Source organism: Pseudonocardia hierapolitana (assembly GCF_007994075.1).
Lineage (GTDB): Bacteria > Actinomycetota > Actinomycetes > Mycobacteriales > Pseudonocardiaceae > Pseudonocardia > Pseudonocardia hierapolitana.
In genome coordinates, this window is sequence record NZ_VIWU01000001.1 from 7,787,040 (window position 1) to 7,807,609 (window position 20,570).

A 20,570-nucleotide genomic window follows, 5' to 3' on the forward strand; every position below is an offset into this window, starting at 1 on the left:
GGACAGAGGGGGAGGGCGGTTCCACCCTGCCCGACCACCCGCCCGATCGTGCCGCACGGAGGTTCCCGTGACCGACCGCCCCACCCTCGCCGATCTCGAGCGCGGCACCCCGTTCGCCGACCGGCACATCGGCCCGCGCCCGGTCGACCTCGACCGGATGCTGGCGACGATCGGGGCGGCCTCGCTCGACGAGCTCGCTGCCGCCGCCGTCCCCGACAGCATCCAGGACCGTGCCGATGCTGCCGAGCCGGTCGCGTCCACGCTGCCGCCGGCGGCCACCGAGACCGAGGTGCTGGCGGAGCTGCGCGCGCTGGCCGCCCGCAACACGGTCACCGTGCCGATGATCGGCCAGGGCTACGCGGGCACCATCACCCCGGCGGTGATCCGCAGGCACGTGCTCGAGAACCCCGCCTGGTACACCGCTTACACCCCGTACCAGCCGGAAATCAGCCAGGGGCGGCTGGAGGCGCTGCTGACGTTCCAGACCGTCGTGGCCGACCTCACCGGGCTCCCGGTCGCAGGCGCGTCGCTGCTCGACGAGGCCACCGCGGCCGCCGAGGCGATGACGCTGCTGCGCCGGGCGGGGAAGGCGCGCTCGCCGCGGTTCGTCGTGGACGCCGACACGCTCCCGCAGACCGTCGAGGTGCTGCGCACCCGGGCCGAGCCGCTGGGCATCGAGCTGGTGGTGGCCGACCTCGCGGCGGGCCTGCCGGAGGGGGAGCTGTTCGGGCTGCTGCTGAGCTACCCGGGCGACTCGGGTGTCGTGCGCGACCCCGCGGCGCTGATCGACGCCGCGCACGAGCGCGGCGCGCTGGTCGCGGTGGCCGCGGACCTGCTGGCGCTCACGCTGCTCACCCCGCCCGGCGAGCTGGGCGCGGACGCGGTCGTCGGAACCACGCAGCGGTTCGGGGTGCCGCTCGGCTACGGCGGGCCGCACGCCGGCTACCTGTCGGTGCGCGAGCAGCACGCGCGCCAGCTGCCCGGGCGCCTGGTCGGCATGTCCCGCGACGCCGACGGCCACCCCGCCCTGCGGCTCGCGCTGCAGACCCGTGAGCAGCACATCCGTCGCGAGAAGGCCACCTCCAACATCTGCACCGCGCAGGTGCTGCTCGCCGTCGTCGCGGCCTGCTACGCCGTGTACCACGGCCCGGAGGGGCTGCGCCGCATCGCGCAGCGCGCCCACCGGATGGCCGCGGTGCTGGCCGCCGGGTTGCGGGCCGGGGGCGTGGAGGTCGTGCACGGCGAGTTCTTCGACACCGTGCAGGCACGGGTGCCGGGCCGGGCGGAGGAGGTGGCCGACGCCGCGCACGCCGCCGGGATCGCGCTGCGCCGGATCGACGCCGACACGCTCGGCATCGCCTGCTCCGAGGTCACCACGGTGGCGCACCTGGAGGCGCTGTGGTCGGCGTTCGGCGTGTCCGCCGACGCCGCGGAGCTCGACGCCGGCACCGGGGACGCCCTGCCCGCCGGGCTGCGCCGGGAGTCGGAGTACCTGACCCACCCGGTGTTCCACGAGCACCGCAGCGAGACCTCGCTGATGCGCTGGCTGCGCCGCCTCGCCGACGCCGACCTCGCGCTGGACCGCACGATGATCCCGCTGGGCTCGTGCACGATGAAGCTCAACGCGGCCGTCGAGATGGAGCCGATCACCTGGCCGGAGTTCGCGAACCTGCACCCGTTCGCCCCGGAGGCCGACGCGGCGGGCACCCTCGAACTGATCACCGACCTGGAGCGCTGGCTCGCCGAGCTCACCGGCTACGCGGCGGTGTCGCTGCAGCCGAACGCGGGCAGCCAGGGGGAGTTCGCCGGTCTGCTGGCGATCGCCGCCTACCACCGCAGCCGTGGTGAGGCCCACCGCGACGTCTGCTTGATCCCGGCGAGCGCACACGGCACCAACGCGGCCTCGGCCGTGATGGCGGGCATGCGGGTGGTCGTGGTGGCGACGGCCCCGACCGGCGACGTCGACCTCGACGACCTGCACGCGAAGATCGCCGAGCACGGGGAGTCCCTCGCGGCGCTGATGATCACCTATCCGTCCACGCACGGGGTGTTCGAGGCACGGGTCCGCGAGGTGTGCGACGCCGTGCACGAGGCAGGCGGCCAGGTCTACGTCGATGGCGCGAACCTCAACGCGCTGGTCGGGCTGGCCCGGCCGGGGGCGTTCGGCGGCGACGTCAGCCACCTGAACCTGCACAAGACGTTCTGCATCCCGCACGGCGGCGGCGGACCGGGCGTCGGCCCGGTGGCGGTGGCCGAGCACCTGGCGCCGTTCCTGCCCGGCCGGGGTGAGGTGGGCGCCGTGTCGGCCGCGCCGCACGGCAGCCCGGGCGTGCTCCCGATTTCGTGGGCGTACCTGCGGCTCATGGGCCTCGACGGGCTGCGGCGGGCCACCCTCACCGCGGTGCTGGCGGCCAACTACGTGGCCGCTCGGCTGCGGGACCACTACCCGGTGCTGTACGCGGGCGCAGACGGCCACGTGGCCCACGAGTGCATCCTCGACCTGCGCGGGATCTCGAAGGAGACCGGCGTCACCGTCGACGACGTCGCGAAGCGGCTGGCCGACTACGGCATCCACGCGCCGACGATGTCGTTCCCGGTGGCGGGCACGCTCATGGTGGAGCCCACGGAGAGCGAGGACCTCGCCGAGATCGACCGCTTCGTGGACGCCATGATCGGAATCCGGGGTGAGATCGAGCGGGTGGCGGCGGGGGAGTGGCCGGCCACCGACAACCCGCTGCGCGGTGCCCCGCACACCGCCGCGTGCCTCGCGGACAAGTGGGACCACCCGTACTCGCGTGAGATCGCCGCCTACCCGATGGGCGGAACGCCCGGCGTGCACGACCGGAAGGTGTGGCCGCCGGTGCGCCGGATCGAGGGCGCCTACGGGGACCGGAACCTGGTGTGCAGCTGCCCGCCGGTGGAGGCGTTCTCCTCCTGAGCGGCCCGTGCTGCGGACGCGGTGGAGTGGACGGGCGGGTCCCCTCCGGCCCACCCGTCCGCAGCAAGGAGGGCGGGACACGCTGTGTGATACATGTGACCGTCATCACTGTCAACGAATCATTGACGCCTCCGGATGGCCAACGATTCGATGACCAGGGCATACGCCGGCAAAGAGGGCCCCGAGCGACGTCAGCAAAGTGGCTTTGCTGACGTCAGGTGTCATGAACGTGCTTTGCCGACAGCTCGGGGGAGAGGGCCGTGTGGGCGACGGCGCGGCTGCGCCGGGGGTCGGTGAGCAGGTCGGTGTTGTCGGCGTGCTGGTCCACGGCGCCGACGCGGGGGAGTGCGGCGATCACCGGGTCCGTGACGGCGGCGAGGAGGGCGTCGGCGAAGCGATCGGCCTTCAGGACCTGGAAGGGGCGGCTGAAGTAGGGCCGTGTCGTGGGATCCACGGGTGCGGCGAGGCCGGTGTCGTTCTGGGCGGCCGCGAGGGTCTCGTACGCGGTGACGAGGTGGCGTTCGCGTTCGTGCCATGTGGTGGCGGCCAGGGCACCGCGCAGGGCGGGGTCGAGGGCGGAGGCCACGGGGAGTGCGGCGAACGCGCTGCCGAGCCATTTGCTGTAGGGCGGGTAGCGCCGGTGCAGGAGCAGGGCAAGGCGCATGAGGTCGCGGACCAGGCGGGCGGCGACGACGGCGGATCCCAGCTCGTCGCCGACCTCGCCCGTGCGGCCCACGAACGCCTCCTCCTGTGCGATGCGCCGCCATTGGCAGGCCAGGACGTAGCGCCAGACGTCCGGTGGGTACCAGGCCAGGACGGCTCTGAGCGGCTCGAGCTCTCCGAGCCCGTCGTGGAAGACGGCACCCGCGGTGGCCTCGGCGAGGGCCTGGGCGGGCGTCGCGAGCCAGTCGCCGGAGCTCAGGCCGCGGCGGGGGTCGACACCGAGCCGCTCCTGGCACCACTCCTCGACGGTGGTGAGCCCGACGCGGTGCCGGACGGGACCGTCGGTGGGGGTCATGCGGCCGGCGTGGTCGCCCTCGACGGGCTCGAAGTGCGTCGGCCAGCCGTGGAAGGTGCGCGGCAGGTGTTCGGCGAGCCTGCGGTGCAGCTCCGGGATGCGGCCGGCGTCGGCGGGGGAGAGGAAGACCTCCAGGCGTGGTCCCCATTCGTGGTCGGCCGACCGGGGAGTGTCGAAACCGAGGACCTCGGAGCCGGGCCCGATGCGGGCAGCGGAGTGCGGTACCTCCTCGAGGAGCGGCTGGACGGCCTCGGCGTAGAAGGCGCGGGAGAGCTGGAGACCGGCAACGAACACCCGGGGATCCTGGCGGGTGCGGCCGGCCCGGGCACCCGCATATCTGTGTCAATGATTCATTGACGCCTACTGATCGTCAATCACAGATTGACGATCATCGACGGCAACGACGGCGAAGCCGTCGCCGGCCGGGGGAGGTGGGCTGTCAGCCGCGGCGCTCGCGGGCGTGGGTGGCGTCGCGGACCTCGCCCACGTAGTGCTCGACGAGGTCCTCCATCGTCACGAGGCCTGCGGTTTCGCCGTGCGGGCCGATGGCGCGCGCGAGGTGGGCCCGGGCACGGCGGAGTACGGCGAGCGCCTCGTCGAGCCGGACGGAGGTCGGTACCTCCGGCAGGGTGCGCACCCGCGGACCCGGCACCGCGGCCGCCGGGTCGTCCGCGAGGTCGAGGATGTCCTTGACGTGCAGGTACCCGGCGAGGTCGCCGGCCGTCCCGAGCACGGGGAAGCGGGAGAACCCGGTCTCGGCGACGGCGTGGGCGACATCGCCGACGGTGGGCTCGGCCGGGAGCGTCACGAGCTCGGACACCGGTACGAGCACGCCGGCCACGGTGGCCTCGGCGGAGCTGAGGGCGCGGGTGAGGCGGCGGGACTCGTCGTCGTCGAGCAGGCCCTCGCGGCCGGACTCCGCGATGAGGTCGGCGAGCTCACCGGAGGTGAACGACGCCTCCAGTTCGTCGCGCGGCTCGACCCGCAGCAGTCGCAGCACGCCGTTGGCGATGAGGTTGAACAGTTCGATCAGCGGCCGCATCACCGTGGTGAACACGAGGAACGGGGGGACCAGCAGGATCGCGGTGCGCTCCGGCCCGGCGATGGCGATGTTCTTGGGCACCATCTCACCGAGCAGGATGTGCGCGACCACGACGATCGCGAGGGAGATCGCGAAGGCGATCGGGTGCAGCAGGGCATCGGGCATCCCGGCCCAGTGCAGCGGCCGCTCGATGAGGTGGGCGACCGCAGGCTCGCCGAGCCGGCCGAGCAGCAGCGAGCTGATCGTGATGCCCAGCTGCGACGCCGCGAGCATCCGGGACAGGTCGGCGTGGGCGCGCAGCACCGTGCGGGCCGCCGCCGTGCCCGCACCGGCCATCGCCTCGAGCCGGTCGCGGCGCGCTGAGATCAGCGCGAACTCGGCGCCGACGAAGAACGCGTTGGCCCCGAGCAGCGCGACGGCGGCGAGCAGCGCCAGCAGGTCGGAGGTCACGACACCACCTCGCTGACGCTCGGCGGGGCCGTGCCCGATGGCGCTGCGCTGAATGGTGACCTCGCGAGCTCGGTCACGTGCTCTCCTCGGAGCCGGGCCGGGCGAGGCGCAGTTCGGCGATGCGGTTGCGGTCCCGCCGCACGACGGTGAGCTGCCACCCGTCGACGGTGACCTCTTCGCCCACCTCGGGAATGCGTCCGAGCCGGGTGAGCACGAGGCCGGCGAGGGTCTCGTACTCACCGGACGGCATCTGGAAGCCGGTGGCGTCGGCGACCTCGTCGTCACGGAGCAGCCCGGACACCAGCCAGCTGTTGCGGCCGAGGGGGCGCACGGTGGACTGCTCGGCGCGGTCGTGCTCGTCGCGGACGTCGCCGACGATCTCCTCGACGAGGTCCTCGAGGGTGACGATGCCCGCCGTGCCGCCGTACTCGTCGACCACGACGGCGAGCTGGAGCCCGGAGCTGCGCAGCCGCGTGAGCAGCTCGTCGCCGTCCAGTGACCCGGGCACGGTGGGCACCTCCTGCACGAGCTCGCCCACGGCGACGCAGCCCCGTCGTGCGGGTTGGATGCCGAACGCCTGCTTGACGTGGACGACGCCGAGCACGGCGTCGGGGTCGCTGTTGTGCACCGGGAAGCGGGAGATGCCGGTGCGCCGGGCGAGCGCCACCATGTCCGCGACCGTGGCGTCGGCGTCGAGCGACTCCACGCGGACCCGGGGTGTCATGAGGTCCTCCGCCACCCGGTCGGTGAAGCGCAGGGACCGGTCCAGCAGCGTGGCGGTGCCGGCGTCGAGCGTGCCGTGCTCCGCGCTCGTGCGGACGAGGGAGCTGAGCTCGCGCGCAGACCGTGCGGAACGCAGCTCCTCGGCCGGCTCCACCCCGAGCCGGCGCACCACCGAGTTGGCGGCGCTGTTGAGGCCGTTGATGAGCCACCGGAACGCGTGCGCGAAACCGCTCTGCAGCCAGACGACGGCGCGGGCGGTGCGCAGCGGGCCCGCGATGGCGAGGTTCTTCGGCACGAGCTCGCCGAACACCATCGACAGGGTCGTGGCCAGCAGCAGCGCGAGCACGGTTGCGGTGCCCGCGGCGAGGCCGGGGGAGAAGCCGATCGCCTCGAGGCCGGGCCGGAAGAGCGACGCGATGGCCGGCTCGGCGATGTAGCCGGTGACCAGCGTGGTGACCGTGATGCCGAGCTGGCTGCCCGACAGCTGGAACGACAGGCCGCGGTGCGCGCGCTGCACGGCCCGTGCGCGCCGGTCGCCCACCTCGGCGACGTGGGCGTCGACCTGGCTGCGTTCCAGGGCGGTGAGCGCGAACTCCGAGGCCACCGAGATCGCGGTGCCGAGCGTGAGCGCGGCGACCGCGAGCAGCCCCAGGATCGAGAGCAGCACACTCATGGCCCGCCCTCGCCGGCGCTCGGGCGACCGCTTCGCGGATGCGCTGTGCTGATGATTCCCTCGCTCATCCGCGGCCTCGGCGGGCGGCATCGGCGGAGCGCGCAGGGCAGGTGAGGGGACGCCGGGTCGGACCCGGCCGACTACTGCAGCCCGGTTCGGTGGGGCGTGCGGTGGGCACGGCGTGTTCCTCCTGGAGCGGAGGCATCAGTGTAGGTCGGCACCGGTGCGGGTTCCCGCGGGAGTCACTCCGGTCACGATGGGGAGCGATCCGGCCGCGCGGGATTTAGGTTGACCGGTCATGAGCGGCATTCGCACCGGTGCGTTGCCTGAGACGTGGGCCCCACCAGAAGTGGCGGGGGAGGAGACGTCGCAGGACTCCTCGCCGTTCGTCGACTTCGACCGGGAGTCGTGGGCCCGGCTCGGCGCGAACACGCCGCTCCCGCTCACCGCGGAGGAGCTCGACCAGGTCCGCAGCCTGGGCGACGAGGTCGACCTCGACGAGGTGCGGGAGGTGTACCTCCCGCTGTCACGGCTGCTGACGCTGCACGTGCAGGAGGGCGGGCGGCTCTACCGCGCCTACCGGACGTTCCTCGGCGCCACCACCGCGCGTACCCCGTTCGTGATCGGGATCGGTGGATCGGTGTCGGTGGGCAAGTCGACCACGGCGCGGCTCATGCGCCTGCTGCTCGCGCGCTGGCCGCAGCACCCGCGGGTGGCGCTCGTCACCACCGACGGGTTCCTGCACCCGAACGCGGAGCTGGAACGGCGCGGCCTGATGACGCGCAAGGGCTTCCCGGAGTCCTACGACCGGCGCGCGCTCCTGCAGTTCGTCACCGACGTGAAGGCGGGACGGGCCGAGGTGTCGGCGCCGGTGTACTCGCACCTGACCTACGACATCGTCCCCGGGGCGCGCTCCACCGTGCACCGCCCGGACATCCTGCTGCTGGAGGGCCTCAACGTGCTCCAGCCGGCCCAGCCGTCCCGTGAGGGGGGACCGGCGCTCGCGGTGAGCGACTTCATCGACTTCTCGGTGTACGTGGACGCCGCCACCGAGGACATCCGCCGCTGGTACGTGGAGCGCTTCCTGCGGCTGCGCGAGACCGCGTTCCGCAACCCCGAGTCGTACTTCCGCCGGTACGCCGCGCTCGACGAGGCGGGCGCGGTGGCCCGTGCGGAGAGCATCTGGGCGGAGATCAACGGGCCGAACCTGGAGCGGAACATCCTGCCCACCCGCGGGCGGGCGACCCTCGTGCTGCGCAAGGGCCCGAAGCACGACGTGACCGGGATCCGGTTGCGGAAAGTGTGAACGGGCAAGGTCTGAGCACACGCTGTGAAGGCACCTGGCACCATGTTCCGATGACGACCGGGTCCGTGGAGACCGAGGACATCACGGCTGGAGACGTGGCACCCGAGGAGCTGACCGAGCTCGCCGCGCGGCTGCGGCTCGTCGTGGGCCGGCTGCACCGTCGCATTCGCATCGACGGCCGGGAGTCGATCCCGCCGTTGCAGCTGTCCGCGCTGGTCACGGTGGAGCAACACGGGCCGCTGCGGCTCTCCGAGCTGGCCCGCCGGGAGGCCGTGACCGCGCCGACGATGAGCCGCGTGCTCGCCGCGCTCGACGACCAGGGCCTGGTGATCCGCACCCCCGACCCGCACGACGCGCGTGGGGTGCAGATCGTGCTCTCGGACGAGGGGGCGGCCCGGCTGGCCGAGGTCCGCAGCCACCGGACGGCGCTGGTCGCGCGGCGGGTCGCCCGCCTCGACGGCGAGGAGCGGCAGCGGATCGTGGCCGCCCTCCCCGCCCTCGAGGCGCTCCTGGTCGACGACGAGTGACCGCCGAGTGACCTTCTACGCGGGTTCGCCGTCCACGAGGACGGTCAACCCGTCGTGCAGGAAGCTCAGCTGCCCGGCGATCCGGGCGGACTCCGGCAGCGGGTCCGCGTAGGACCAGACCGCGTCGGTGAGCTCACCGCCGTCGGGCAGCCGCACGGACCAGTAGCCCGCCTCGCCCTTGTAGGGGCAGCGCGTGCGGGTGGCCGTGGGTTCCAGCGGCACGCGCACGTCGTCGGGCGAGAGGTACCAGCGGGCCGGGAGGCCGGTCTCGTTCAGCACGAGCGGGTGGTGCGACTCGGCGACGAGGGTGTCCCCGGCGAGCACCTGGACGTGCCGGCTGGTGGGCCGCACGTCGACGCGGGTGTACGGGTCGGTGAGGTGCGCGAACACCTCCTCGTCCTCGTCGAACCACGCGTCGGCGGCCTCCCAGTACAGCGACGCGTAGCCGGCGAGCCACTTCGCGTCCGGCAGCGGGTCCGGGTAGGCCCAGAGCGCGTTCTCGGCGACCCGGTCGCCCACGCGCAGGGTGCGGTAGGTGGCGTCGCCCTTGAACGGGCAGTGCGTGGTGTGGTCGCTCGGGACGAACAGCGCCTGGTCGATGTCCTCCTCGGGCACGTACAGCCGTGGCAGGAGGTTCGTCTCGTGGACGAGCACGCCGCGGCGGGTGTCGAGCACCGTGCGGCCGGCGAACTCGGCGCGGACTCGACGCGGGAACGGGTGCATCAGCAGCTTGTGGGCCGGCCCGTCGATCCGGTAGTTGACGGTGGCGGGCGCGGCCGCGGACAGCGGACCGTCGGCACGGGTGAGAGCCATGCCACTCCCAACGCCACCCGCCGCGGTGCATTCCGGCGGATCACGCCGTGATTCAGGCGGTGTTTCAGGCGGTGTTTCAGGCGATGTCGTGCACGACCTCCACCGTGACCGCCAGCTCCTGCGTGCCCGGCTGGATCGGCACCGCTGCCTGGGCGCGGGCGGCATCGGCCGTGTAGGGCATCGGCGGCTGCTCGCCCGCCAGCTCGACGATCGACCGGACCGGGCCCAGCCCGACGCCCGCGGCGTCGGCGAGCTGCCGCGCCTGCGCGAGCGCGCGGCGCACCGCGTCGGCCCGCGCCTCGGCCCGCGCGGCGCTCTCGTCGGCGATGGAGAACTGGATCGTCTGCACGCGGGTCGCGTCGCCCGCGGCCGCGGCGGCCTGGTCGATCAGGGCTCCGGCGGCGGCGATGTCGTGCAGGGTCGCCGTGACCTGGTTGCTCACCTGGTAACCGGTGATCCGGCCGGTCTCCGGTGCGGTGGTCGGGTACACGGTGAGCTGGCTGGTGCGGATGTCGGCCGGTGCCACCCCGGCGCCCTGCAGCACGCCGATCACGGCGCCCGCGCGTTCGGAGTTGGCGGTGAGCGCCGCCGTGGCGCTGCGGTCACGGGTCTCCACCCCGAGCACGACGGTGGCCGTGTCCGGCGCGGCCACGACCGTGCCGGTGGCGCGGGCGGTGATCGCGGGCGGTGGGGCCGATCCGGGCGAGGCGGCCGCAGGCGAGGAGCAGCCGGCGAGAACGAGGGTCGCGAGGGCGAGCAGCGGGAGCGTGGCGCGGTGCATGCCTCCAGGACGGGACAACTGCGGGATCGGTTGCACGAGCCACTAGGTTCGCCGGAATGGGTGTTCCGTTCGCCGCCTACGGCGCCGAGATCTACCTGCAGGGGCTCGCCGACCAGCGCCCCGCGCTGCCGACCGACCCGTCCCGGCTGGAGGCGGCCGCACGATCCGTGCTCGACGACGGCCCGTTCGGTTACGTCGCGGGTGGCGCAGGCGGGGGCGCCACGATGCGCGCCAACCGCGACGCGTTCGACCGTTACGCGATGGTGCCGCGGATGCTGCGCGACACCACGGAGCGCGACTGGTCCACCACCGTCCTCGGCACGGCGATGCCGGCGCCGCTGCTGGTCGCCCCGATCGGGGTGATGTCGATCGTGCACCCCGACGGGGAGCTCGCGGTGGCGAGGGCGGCGGCCGAGCTGGGTGTGCCGATGGTGCTGTCGACGGCGTCGTCGCACACGATCGAGGAGGTCGCCGCCGCCTCGGGCGATGCTCCGCGCTGGTACCAGCTCTACTGGCCCACCGAGGACGAGGTGACCGTGAGCATCCTCGAACGGGCACGGGCCGCGGGTCACCGCGTGCTGGTCGTCACCCTGGACACGTGGACGCTGGGCTGGCGTCCCCACGACCTGGACCTGTCGTACCTGCCGTTCCTGCGCGGCGTCGGCACCGCGATCCCGTTCTCCGATCCGGCGTTCCGGGCCGGTCTCGCCGCCCCGCCGGAGAACGACCTCATGGCGGCCGTCCAGCGGTGGGTGCCGATGTTCACCGGCACCGCGGTGCGCTGGGACCGGCTCGACCTGCTGCGCGAGCACTGGGACGGGCCCATCGTGCTCAAGGGCGTGCAGCACGTCGACGACGCCCTGCACGCTCTCGACGTCGGGATGGACGGGATCGTCGTGTCCAATCACGGCGGGCGCCAGGTCGACCGGGCGATCGGGTCGCTCGACGCGTTGCCGGGCATCGTGGGCGCCGTTGACGGACGGGCAGCGGTCCTGTTCGACTCGGGGATCCGCAGCGGCGCCGACGCCGGCGTCGCGCTCGCGCTCGGCGCCGACGCGGTGCTGCTCGGCCGCCCGTTCGTGTACGGACTCGCCCTGGGCGGCCAGGACGGGGTGCGGCACGTCCTGCGCTCGGTGCTCGCCGAGCTCGACCTCACCCTCGCGCTGTCCGGGTTCGCCGACCTCGCGCAGCTGCGTGGCGCGAAGGACGCGGTGATGAGAAGGACGCAGTGATGAGAAGGACGGGTGTCGACAATCGGGTGAAGAACCTCGCCTACACCGGCGCGTGACCCGGTGATGCCATAGTGGGTGCCGGGATCCCCCGGCTGCCCGCCGTGGGGCCGAGGGAAGGGGAGCACGGGCGTGGATGCGCTCACCGCGCTCGTCGCCGGCCTGGTGGCGAGCCTGCGCACGGCGCTGGCCGCCGACGTCTGCCCGGGCGGTTGGCCGTGGGCGGTCACCGTGCTGGGCATCGGGGTCGGGCTGCTGCCCACTGCGGCCGCCGTGCTGGTGGCGGTGCTGCGCAAGCGGATCGGGTCCCGTTACGGGGCGGGCGAGTCGGTGCTCATCGTCCTCGCCGGGCTGGTCGGCGCCGGGCTGCTGCCGCTCGCCATGTTCACGGCCACCGGGCGCGTGTTCCGCGCCGTGGCGGCCGGGCGCGACGTCGACGGCCTCACATCGGCCCAGGTCGCAGACCTCGGCAGCACCGTGTGCGTCATGCCGCAGTCGACCTACCTCGGCGGCTACCCGGTCACGTCCGCGTTCAACCCGGCCGATCCGGTGCGGTTCGGCCTCGCCGTCGTGCTGCTCGTCGGGTTCCCGCTGGTGGCAGCGGTCTGCGTGGCGGGGCAGGCCCGGTTGGCGCTGCGGCGCGGGCCCAGCTGGCCTGCGAAGTTCTTCTGGGTGCCGCTGCTGGCGCTCACGCTGTTCACGGGGCAGACGCCGGCCGGGTCCACGGGCCACCTCTGGATCGGGGTCGCGATCGGCGCCTTCCTGGGCATCGCCGTCGTGCTCACGGTCGGTGCCCCGCCGCGCGAGGTGGTGCGCCGGTCGCTGGCGGCGCCCGCGCCCGCGCCGCGTCGCCCGCCGCAAATGGAGTCGCTGCGCCCGCCGGCGCCGGCGCGCCGGCCCGTCACGCCGGCCGGCTCGCCTCGTCCGTCCCCGGCGCCTTCGTTCCCGGCTCTTTCGTCAGTGGCCGACCGGCTGGCGCAGCGCTTCGCGGCGAGGCAGCCCGAGCCGCCGGTGGTGCCGGCGCCCCGTACCCCGGTGGCGCAGCAGCCGCCGCGCCCCCTGCAGCCGCTGCAGCCGCCGTCACAGGGCCCGCGCCCCACGCTGGTGGCCCCGGCGCCACCGTTCGGCGCGGGTGCGCCCCGGTTCCGGCTGATCCGCAGGCTCGGCGCCGGCGGGTTCGGCCGGGTGTGGCTCGCCCACGACGCCCGGCTCGGGCAGCCGGTGGCGCTCAAGGCCGCGCACGCGCCCGACTCGGAGACCGAGGAGCGGATCCGGCGCGAGGCGCGCGCCCTGGTGGCAGTCCGCCACCCGCACTGCGTGCGGATCCACGACCTGTTGCCGGCCACTGCCGACCCCGGCCTGCACGAGCTCGAGGGCCTCGTCATCGTGATGGAGTACGTCGAGGGCTCCCCGCTCGGCGACCTGGTCCGCTCCCGCGGCCCGCTCGACGACGTCAGCGCGGCCCGGGTGTGGATCGGTCTCGCCGGTGCGCTCGACGCGGCACACTCCCGCGGCGTCCTGCACCGCGACGTGAAGCCGGGCAACGTCGTCGTCGACCAGGCGGGGCTGGCGCACCTGATCGACTTCGGGATCGCCCGCAAGACCGGCGACTCGACGATGACGATGGCCGGCTTCGTGCTCGGCACGCCCGACTTCCTCGCCCCCGAGGTGGCATGCGGGGAGCGCGCCACCCCGGCTTCGGATTCGTGGCAGCTCGCCGCCACGGTCTCCTACGCCCTCACCGGGCACCCGCCCCGCGGTGTGCACGCCGATGCGGTGTCGGGGCTGCGGGCCGCGGCCGCCGGTGCCCCGCTCTCGCACCTGCCGTCGCGTTCCGCGCACCTCGCGTTGCTGCGTGCGGCGTTGGACAGCAACCCGCGACGGCGGCCGCCGCTGCGCGCGGTGCAGAGCGCGCTCGACGAGTGGCTGCGCCGGGCCGGGAAGCGGCCGGACGGCCCGGTCGGCGCCGGCGTCCCGGCCCGGTGACGCGGGCCCTGCCCGCAGAGGCCGGGCCGGAGGTACCCACCTCCGGCCGGGGCCGCATCCTCGGCGTCGACGCGGCGCGTGCCGTGGCGCTCGTCGGGATGTTCGCCACGCACATCTTCCCGCTCCGGGAGGGCCGCGAGCCGACGCTCACCGGCCTGATCGCGTCCGGGCGGGCATCGGCGCTGTTCGCCGTGCTGGCGGGGGTGGGGGTGGCCCTCGCGACCGGCGGCACGCGGCGGCCGGCCGGGGCCCGCGAACACCTCGGGGCAGGCTCCGCGCTCGTCGTGCGCGGCATCCTGGTCGGCGCGCTCGGCCTCACGCTGGTGGCGCTCGAGGCCCCGGTCGCGATCATCCTGACGTACTACGGCCTGCTGTTCGTGGTGGCGGCCCTCCTGCTGCGGGCGCCCCGCGGCGTGCTCGCGGCCGGTGCGGTGCTCGCATGCGTCCTCACGCCGGTGGCGAGCCAGCTGTTGCGGGCGGGGCTCCCCGACGGGCCCGGCCGCCAGATCGGGTGGCCTGCGCTCGCCGCGCCCGGCGACGCCGTGGTCACGCTCGCGCTCACCGGCTACTACCCGGTGCTGACCTGGACGACGTACCTGCTCGCCGGGATGGCGGTCGGCCGGCTCGACCTGCGCCGCCCCCAGGTCGCGGCGGGCCTGCTCACCGGCGGCGTGGCACTCGCGGTGGCCGCGCACACGGCGTCGGCGCTGCTGCTCGGCCCCGGCGACGGGGTGTGGGTGCTCGGTGCCGCGGCGTCGGCGCGCCGCTACGGCACCACCCCGACCGGGAACTGGTGGTGGCTCGCCGTGGACACCCCGCATTCCGGCAGCCCGCTCGACCTGGCCGCCACCATCGGGTCCGCCCTGGCCGTGCTCGGCGCGATGCTGCTGCTGTCCCGGTGGTCGCGCCGGGTCGTGCGGGTTCCCGCCGCGCTCGGCTCGGCACCGCTCACGCTCTACACGCTCCACGTCGCGGCGCTCGCCGGTTACGCCGGGAGCGGTTCGGACGACGCGATCCTGTGGCTCGGCCACGTCGTGGTCGCCACGCTGATCGGCCTGGGCCTGCAGCTGGCCGGCGTCCGCGGCCCGCTGGAGGCAGTGGTCTCGGCCGCGGGTCGGGCAGTGCGCCGCGGCGTGACCGGCGTCACAGTGAAGCCTGTCGATTCGCAGCCGCCTCGCCCGCCGGGCAGGTGACGGGCACCGGCACGCGGCGCCCCGATCCGAGAGGAGAGCGCATGCGCACCCTGATGGTCACGGCGTTCGTGTCGCTGGACGGCGTCGTGCAGGCTCCCGGCGGTCCCGACGAGGACCGCGACGGCGGGTTCACCCACGGCGGCTGGGCGGCGCCGTACATCGACGACGAGGTCATCGCGCGGGCGACGGGCTTCGCCGCCCGCGCCGACGCGCTCCTGCTCGGCCGCCGGACGTACGAGGAGTTCGCCGCCACCTGGCCGCTCGCGCCGGCCGACGATCCGATCGGCTCCCGGTGGGCCGCCGTGCGCAAGTACGTCGCCTCCCGGACCCTCACGTCGGTGAGCTGGCAGAACTCCACCCTGCTCGACGGTGAGGTCCCGAACGCGGTGGCGGAGCTCAAGAAGTCCGAGGGCGGCGAGATCCAGGTCCACGGCAGCGGGCAGCTCGTGCAGACGCTGCTCGCCCACGATCTCGTCGACGAGCTGCACCTCGTGGTGATCCCGGTGCTCGTCGGGTCGGGCAAGCGGCTGTTCGGCAGCGGCACCCTTCCCGGTCGCTTCGACCTGGTCGCGGCCGCGACGACCCGATCGGGGATCGTCGTCGGCCGGTACGCGCGAGCGGGCGGGCTCACCTACGGTGCGGTTGGCCCCGAGACAGGGAACTGGTGAGGACGATGCCCCAGTACGCGGTGCTCATCTACGAGAAGGAGCTGCCCGGCGGGGTGGCCGACATGCCGCCGGAGGTCATGGAGGCGAACATCAGCGCGGGGGACAAGATCGCCGCGATGGGCGTGCGCGTCGTCCACGAGCAGGGTCTGCAGCCAGCGGCGACCGCGCGGACGATCCGCAAGGACGGCCTGGTCACCGACGGCCCGTTCCTGGAGACGAAGGAGGTGCTCGCCGGCTTCTTCGTGGTGGAGGCCCCTGATCTCGACACGGCGCTCGCCGTCGGCAAGCTCCTCCCGATCATGGACGGGGCGGTTGAGGTGCGGCCCCTCCTGTGACGTCGGAGGTCGTCGGGCGCGCGGTCGCCGACGCGCACCGCCGCGAGTGGGCCGCCGTGCTCGCCGCGACGGTGCGCGTCACCCGCGACCTCGACCTGGCCGAGGAGTGCGTCCAGGACGCCTACGCCGCCGCGCTGGAGGCGTGGCGGCGCGACGGCGTGCCGTCCCGGCCCGGTGCCTGGCTCACCACCGCGGCGCGGCACAACGCCCTGGACGCGGTCCGGCAGGCCCGGACGCAGCAGGCGAAGCTGCACCTGCTGCTCGAACCGCCTGCGCTCCCGGCGGTGGCCGACGACCGGTTGCGCCTGGTGTTCCTGTGCTGCCACCCGGCGCTGGCGCGCGAGGCGCAGGTGGCGCTCACGCTCCGGCTGGTCTGCGGCGTGCCGACCCCGGACGTCGCGCAGGCCTTCCTGGTGCCCGAGGCGACGATGGCCGCGCGGATCACGCGTGCGAAGAAGAAGATCGCGGCGAGCCGCATCCCGTTCCGCATGCCCGCGCCGGGTGAGTTCCCCGCCCGGCTGGACGCGGTCCTGACCGTGATCCACCTGCTCTTCACGGCCGGCCACACGGCGCCGGCCGGCCCCGCCCTCACCCGTGACGACCTCGCCGAACGCGCACTCGACCTGGCCAGGATGCTGGGTGCTCTGCTGCCGCGGGAGCGGGAGGTGAGCGGCCTGCTCGCACTGCTGCTGGCCAACCACGCGCGCCGCGCGACCCGGACCGCAATCGACGGTCGGCTGCTGCGGCTGGAGGAGCAGGACCGCGCGGCATGGGACCGGAAGGCCATCGCCGAGGCGGACGAGCTGGTCGTGCGGGCACTGCGCGGCGGCGATCCCGGCCGGTTCGCCCTGCAGGCCGCGATCGCCGCGCTGCACGCCGTCGCCCCCACCTACGACGAAACGGATTGGCCGCAGATCCTCGTGCTCTACGACGAGCTGCTGCGGCGCTGGCCGTCACCCGTGGTGGCGCTGAACCGGGCCGTCGCGGTCGCGATGGTCCGCGGGCCCGCCGCCGGCCTGGCCGAGATCGAGGCACTCGAGGACGACCCGCGGCTCGCCGGCTACCGCTACCTGCCCGCGGCCAAGGCCGACCTGTTGCGGAGGCTGGGGCGCCCCGCCGAGGCCGCGGCGGCGTACGAACGGGCGATCGCGCTGACCACGAACGAGGCCGAGCGCATGTACCTGCTCGGCCGCTTCGCGGAGACGAAGCCCGAAGCCGATTCCGACGAGCGGCGCGTTCGTCGGAACCTATCCGACGAACGCGCCGCTCGTCGGATCAGAACTCGGTGAGGAGCGCCCGGGCGCGGGCGGCTGCCGCAGCCACCAGGTGGGCGAGCGCGTCCGGGGGGAGGCCGGGGGCCGGCGGGAACACCGGAAGCTCCGAGCGAGCCGGCGCCGGGAGCGGTGCGGGCACGGCCGCCGGTTCGCTCTCGTACGCCGCGGCGGCCGCGACGGCGCGGTCGACGTCCCGGCCCGCCGCGCGGGCCGGGGCAGCGACCGGCTCCCGGCCGAGCACGTCCAGCAGCTCGTCCGCTCCGCGGCCGCGCAGCAGGAGCAGCACGAACGGGTCGTCGTCGAGCAGCCACGCCACCTGGTAGCAGAGCCCGGCCGCGTGCAGGCAGGGGTCGCCGATGTCCGGGCAGTCGCACTCGGACTCGAGGTCGCCGATCGTCGGCAGCAGCGCGACGTCCGCGGCGTCGGCCGAGCGCACGAGCGACCGCGGCACCTCCCGGTCGAGCAGCGCCGCGAGGTGCCCGGCCTCGGCCCGCACCTGGTCGAGGAACCGGTCCCACTCCGCGTCGGTGAGCTCGGCGAGGTGCACGACGACATCGAAGATCCCGTCCGGGTCCTCCACGGTGGCGGCGATCCGCCCGGGCGCCACGGTGATCGGCCCGATCCGGCCGCTGCCCGCGAAGCGCCGCCCGGCCCGCAGCAGCGTGGCGTTGAGGGCGGCGTCCTCCATGGCCGCGGTGAACGCGCGTGCCCACCAGGACCGGCCGCGCCGGCCCGGGCGCGGTGGGAACGCCGGGAAACCGCGTGCCGGGTTCACCGGTCACCTCGCAGTTCGACGAGGTCGGCCAGCTCGGCGTCGGTGAGCTCGGTGAGCGCGGCCTCGCCCCCCGCGAGCACGGCGTCGGCGAGGGCGCGCTTGGTCTCCAGCAGTGCGGCGATGCGGTCCTCCACGGTGCCTTCGCTGATCAGCCGGTGCACCTGCACCGGGCGGGTCTGCCCGATCCGGTAGGCCCGGTCGGTGGCCTGCGCCTCGACCGCGGGGTTCCACCAGCGGTCGAAGTGCACGACGTGGTCGGCGCGGGTGAGGTTGAGCCCGGTGCCGGCCGCGCGCAGCGACAGCAGGAACACCGCCGCCTCGCCGCGCTGGAACCGGTCGACCATCGCCTCCCGTTCCGGCACCGGGGTGCCGCCGTGCAGGAACTGGACGGACGTGCCGCGCGCCCGCAGGTGCCGTTCCAGCAGCCGCCCCATGGCGACGTACTGCGTGAAGACCAGCGCGGCGCCGTCCTCGGCGAGGATCGTGTCGAGCAGCTCGTCGAGCAGTTCCAGCTTCCCGGACCGGCCCGTGAGCACCGGGTCGGGCTCCTTCGCGTAGAGGGCGGGGTGGTCGCAGATCTGCTTGAGCGCGGTGAGGAGCGCGAGCACCAGGCCGCGGCGGGCCATGCCGTCGGCACGGGCGATGCGGGCCATCGTCTCGGCCACCACCGCCTCGTACAGGCCGGCCTGTTCGCGGGTGAGGCCGACCGGGCGGTCGGTCTCGGTCTTGCGGGGCAGCTCCGGGGCGATGCCGGGGTCGGATTTGCGCCGCCGCAGCAGGAACGGGGCGATCAACCGGGCGAACCGGTCGGCGAGCGCCGGATCGGACCGCTCCGCGATCGGGTCGGCCCAGCGGGCCCGGAACTCCGCGAGCGTGCCGAGCAGGCCCGGGGTGGTCCAGTCGAGGATCGACCACAGCTCGGTGAGGTCGTTCTCGACCGGGGTGCCGGTGAGCGCCACGCGGGCGGCGGACGGGATGCGGCGCAGCGCGAGCGCGGTGCCCGACGCCGGGTTCTTGACGTGCTGCGCTTCGTCGGCCACGACCAGGCCCCACTCGTGCGTGGAGATCGTGTCGACGTCGATGCGCATCGTGGCGTACGTGGTGAGGACGAACCCGTCGTGCCCGGGCAGCTCCCGGGCGCTGCCGTGGTAGCGGTCCACCGGCACACCCGGCGCGAACCGCGAGATCTCCCGCTCCCAGTTGCCCAGCAGAGAGGCCGGGCACACCACGAGCGTCGGCCCGGCCCCGATCGCGCCTCGGCGCAGGTGCAGCGCGATCACGGTGATCGTCTTGCCGAGTCCCATGTCGTCGGCGAGGCAGGCGCCGAGCCCGAGCGAGGTCATCCGGTCCAGCCAGCCCAGGCCGCGCAGCTGGTAGTCGCGCAGCACCGCGGCGAGCCCGTCCGGGGGCGCGAGCGGGGCGGGCGGCGCCGCGATGCGCTCGCGCAGCTCCTGCAGCCACCCGGTGGTGACGACCGGTACCGGGGTGCGGCCGTCGTGCACCTCACCCGAGAGCGCGGCACCCAGCGCCGTGATCGGGCTGACCGGGCCGAGCGTCCCGGCGCGGGCCCGTTCCCGGGCAGCCGGGTCGACGAGCACCCACTCGTCGCGCAGCCGCACCACGGGCCGGTGGCTCGCGGCCAGTTCCGCCATCTCCTGCGCCGACAGCGGGTCGCCGCGCAGGGCGAGCTCCCAGTCGAGGTGCAACGGTTCCCCGCCCGGCCCGAACATCCCCGGTCCGGAACCGGGGCTGCCGCGGCCTGCCACCGCCCGCGCCGAGAGCTGCGGGCGCAGGTCCCGGGGCCAGTGCACCGCAACACCGGCGGCGGCGAGCCGGGCGGCGCCCTCGGCGAGCAGCTCGGTGACGTCGCCGTCGCCGAGGTCGAGCACGTCGGGCACGGCCTGTGCGAGCAGCTGCTGCAGCGGGTCCCAGAACCGCGCCGCCCGGCGTACCGCGAGCAGCGCGTCCAGCCGGGCCCGCGGCCCGAACCCGACCGCCGCCCCGCTCCACACGGCGGCGAGGTCGGCCACCCGGGTCGGGTCGTCGAGCGCGTGCAGCTGGACGACCGCGCGGAACCGGCCGGCCTCCGGGTCGCCCTCGACCCGCAGCGACAGCCGCACACCGGCGTCGACGCCCGCGGCCACCTCGTCGGCCCAGTCGCGCAACTGCGGCACCGGCTGCGGGACGGCCGCGGCGAACACCGGGGTGCCGACCGCCTCCGCGGCCTCCGGGGTGCGCGGCAGCACGTCGGCCACCGCGTCGAGGAACGCCCGCAGCAGCGGGGCAGCCGCGGGCAGCACGGGCGGCTCGACACCCGGCTCCGGGACCGCCCGCGCGGTGGCCGGCATCGCCGCGGCGAGGGCGTGCAGCCGGTCGGCGTCCTCGGCGTCGAGCGGGCCGGCCCGCCAGGCGTCGTACCCGGAGGGGGAGACGCCGGGCAGCAGCCGGCCCCGCGCGACGAGGTGCACGGCGAACCGCGCCGCCGCGGCCCAGAACCGCAGCGCCGCGCCGTCGTCCTTGCCGTATGCCCGTTCGCCGGATTCACCGTGGTCGGACGCGGGACTCACCTCGGGCCGACCGCTGCACGCCAGTAGCACGGGCAGCACCTCGGCCACCGGTACCCGGCGCACCGGGACGATTCGCGCCGCGTCCCCGGGCGGGGGCACGACGGCGGCGGTTGCGGGGGTGCCGAGTCCGGCCGGCGGGTCACCGGTCAGCAGGAACCGGCCGGCCCGCGGCGGGTCGGCCGGGGCGAAGATCGCCATCTCCCCTTCCGGGGCGGTCGGGTGGGCGTCGGCCGTCGGTGCGGTGTACGTCTGGGTCATCGAGCTCCCGGGTC

Annotated in this window: 16 protein-coding genes; 9 read left to right on the plus strand and 7 right to left on the minus strand. The window is 74.7% G+C overall.

Annotation, left to right across the window (positions count from 1 at the left end; translation table 11 throughout):
* The first annotated feature begins 67 nt into the window (after nt 1–67).
* Nucleotides 68–2,938, plus strand: a complete 2,871-nt coding sequence (gene gcvP / locus FHX44_RS36650; protein WP_147259950.1) for an aminomethyl-transferring glycine dehydrogenase — start codon at nt 68–70, stop codon at nt 2,936–2,938.
* A gap of 214 nt (nt 2,939–3,152) precedes the next feature.
* On the opposite strand, the gene FHX44_RS36655 is transcribed toward gcvP, so the two are convergent.
* The 3 genes from FHX44_RS36655 to FHX44_RS36665 all read right to left on the minus strand — a co-directional run bounded on the left by FHX44_RS36655 (nt 3,153) and on the right by FHX44_RS36665 (nt 6,844).
* Nucleotides 3,153–4,250, minus strand: coding sequence for a DUF4037 domain-containing protein (locus FHX44_RS36655; RefSeq protein WP_147259951.1), 1,098 nt, complete (start codon nt 4,248–4,250; stop codon nt 3,153–3,155).
* A 145-nt stretch (nt 4,251–4,395) separates the two neighbouring features.
* Complete coding sequence (locus FHX44_RS36660; protein WP_147259952.1) at nt 4,396–5,448, minus strand: hemolysin family protein; 1,053 nt, start codon at nt 5,446–5,448, stop codon at nt 4,396–4,398.
* A 73-nt stretch (nt 5,449–5,521) separates the two neighbouring features.
* A complete protein-coding gene (locus tag FHX44_RS36665) occupies nt 5,522–6,844 on the minus strand; it encodes a hemolysin family protein (protein WP_147259953.1) in 1,323 nt (440 codons plus the stop codon).
* A gap of 298 nt (nt 6,845–7,142) precedes the next feature.
* Here FHX44_RS36665 and coaA point away from each other — a divergent pair, with 298 nt between their 5' ends.
* Complete coding sequence (gene coaA / locus FHX44_RS36670; RefSeq protein WP_147259954.1) at nt 7,143–8,150, plus strand: type I pantothenate kinase; 1,008 nt, start codon at nt 7,143–7,145, stop codon at nt 8,148–8,150.
* 50 nt (nt 8,151–8,200) lie between these two features.
* Complete coding sequence (locus tag FHX44_RS36675; protein ID WP_147259955.1) at nt 8,201–8,677, plus strand: MarR family winged helix-turn-helix transcriptional regulator; 477 nt, start codon at nt 8,201–8,203, stop codon at nt 8,675–8,677.
* Nucleotides 8,678–8,692: 15 nt separating this feature from the next.
* Here FHX44_RS36675 and FHX44_RS36680 read toward each other — a convergent pair whose 3' ends face one another.
* Nucleotides 8,693–9,490, minus strand: coding sequence for a DUF427 domain-containing protein (locus FHX44_RS36680; protein WP_147259956.1), 798 nt, complete (start codon nt 9,488–9,490; stop codon nt 8,693–8,695).
* A 76-nt stretch (nt 9,491–9,566) separates the two neighbouring features.
* Nucleotides 9,567–10,271 carry an SIMPL domain-containing protein gene (locus FHX44_RS36685; protein ID WP_147259957.1) on the minus strand — a complete coding sequence of 235 codons (705 nt, stop codon included), beginning with the start codon at nt 10,269–10,271 and terminating at the stop codon, nt 9,567–9,569.
* A gap of 56 nt (nt 10,272–10,327) precedes the next feature.
* Between FHX44_RS36685 and FHX44_RS36690 the strand changes: the two genes are divergently transcribed.
* From FHX44_RS36690 to FHX44_RS36715, 6 genes are all read left to right on the plus strand, one after another.
* Nucleotides 10,328–11,503 carry a lactate 2-monooxygenase gene (locus FHX44_RS36690; protein WP_147259958.1) on the plus strand — a complete coding sequence of 392 codons (1,176 nt, stop codon included), beginning with the start codon at nt 10,328–10,330 and terminating at the stop codon, nt 11,501–11,503.
* A 129-nt stretch (nt 11,504–11,632) separates the two neighbouring features.
* The gene (locus FHX44_RS36695; protein ID WP_147259959.1) at nt 11,633–13,486 is read left to right on the plus strand and encodes a serine/threonine-protein kinase; all 1,854 of its coding nucleotides are present in this window, start codon (nt 11,633–11,635) and stop codon (nt 13,484–13,486) included.
* Nucleotides 13,483–14,679, plus strand: coding sequence for a heparan-alpha-glucosaminide N-acetyltransferase domain-containing protein (locus tag FHX44_RS36700; protein WP_147259960.1), 1,197 nt, complete (start codon nt 13,483–13,485; stop codon nt 14,677–14,679). Before FHX44_RS36695 ends, FHX44_RS36700 begins: the two co-directional genes overlap by 4 nt.
* A gap of 41 nt (nt 14,680–14,720) precedes the next feature.
* Nucleotides 14,721–15,347, plus strand: coding sequence for a dihydrofolate reductase family protein (locus FHX44_RS36705; RefSeq protein WP_147259961.1), 627 nt, complete (start codon nt 14,721–14,723; stop codon nt 15,345–15,347).
* A gap of 5 nt (nt 15,348–15,352) precedes the next feature.
* On the plus strand, nt 15,353–15,682 hold the full coding sequence (locus FHX44_RS36710; RefSeq protein WP_147261763.1) for a YciI family protein: 330 nt from the start codon (nt 15,353–15,355) through the stop codon (nt 15,680–15,682).
* Complete coding sequence (locus FHX44_RS36715; RefSeq protein WP_170309189.1) at nt 15,679–16,971, plus strand: RNA polymerase sigma factor; 1,293 nt, start codon at nt 15,679–15,681, stop codon at nt 16,969–16,971. The genes FHX44_RS36710 and FHX44_RS36715 overlap by 4 nt, the downstream gene beginning before the upstream one ends.
* Here the strand turns inward: FHX44_RS36715 and FHX44_RS36720 are convergent.
* Nucleotides 16,958–17,731 carry an SWIM zinc finger family protein gene (locus FHX44_RS36720; RefSeq protein ID WP_246170788.1) on the minus strand — a complete coding sequence of 258 codons (774 nt, stop codon included), beginning with the start codon at nt 17,729–17,731 and terminating at the stop codon, nt 16,958–16,960. The two genes, FHX44_RS36715 and FHX44_RS36720, sit on opposite strands and share 14 nt — an antisense overlap.
* Nucleotides 17,728–20,496: a DEAD/DEAH box helicase gene (locus FHX44_RS36725; RefSeq protein WP_147261766.1), complete on the minus strand. Its 2,769-nt coding sequence runs from the start codon at nt 20,494–20,496 to the stop codon at nt 17,728–17,730. Before FHX44_RS36725 ends, FHX44_RS36720 begins: the two co-directional genes overlap by 4 nt.
* Between the last annotated feature and the right edge of the window lie 74 nt (nt 20,497–20,570).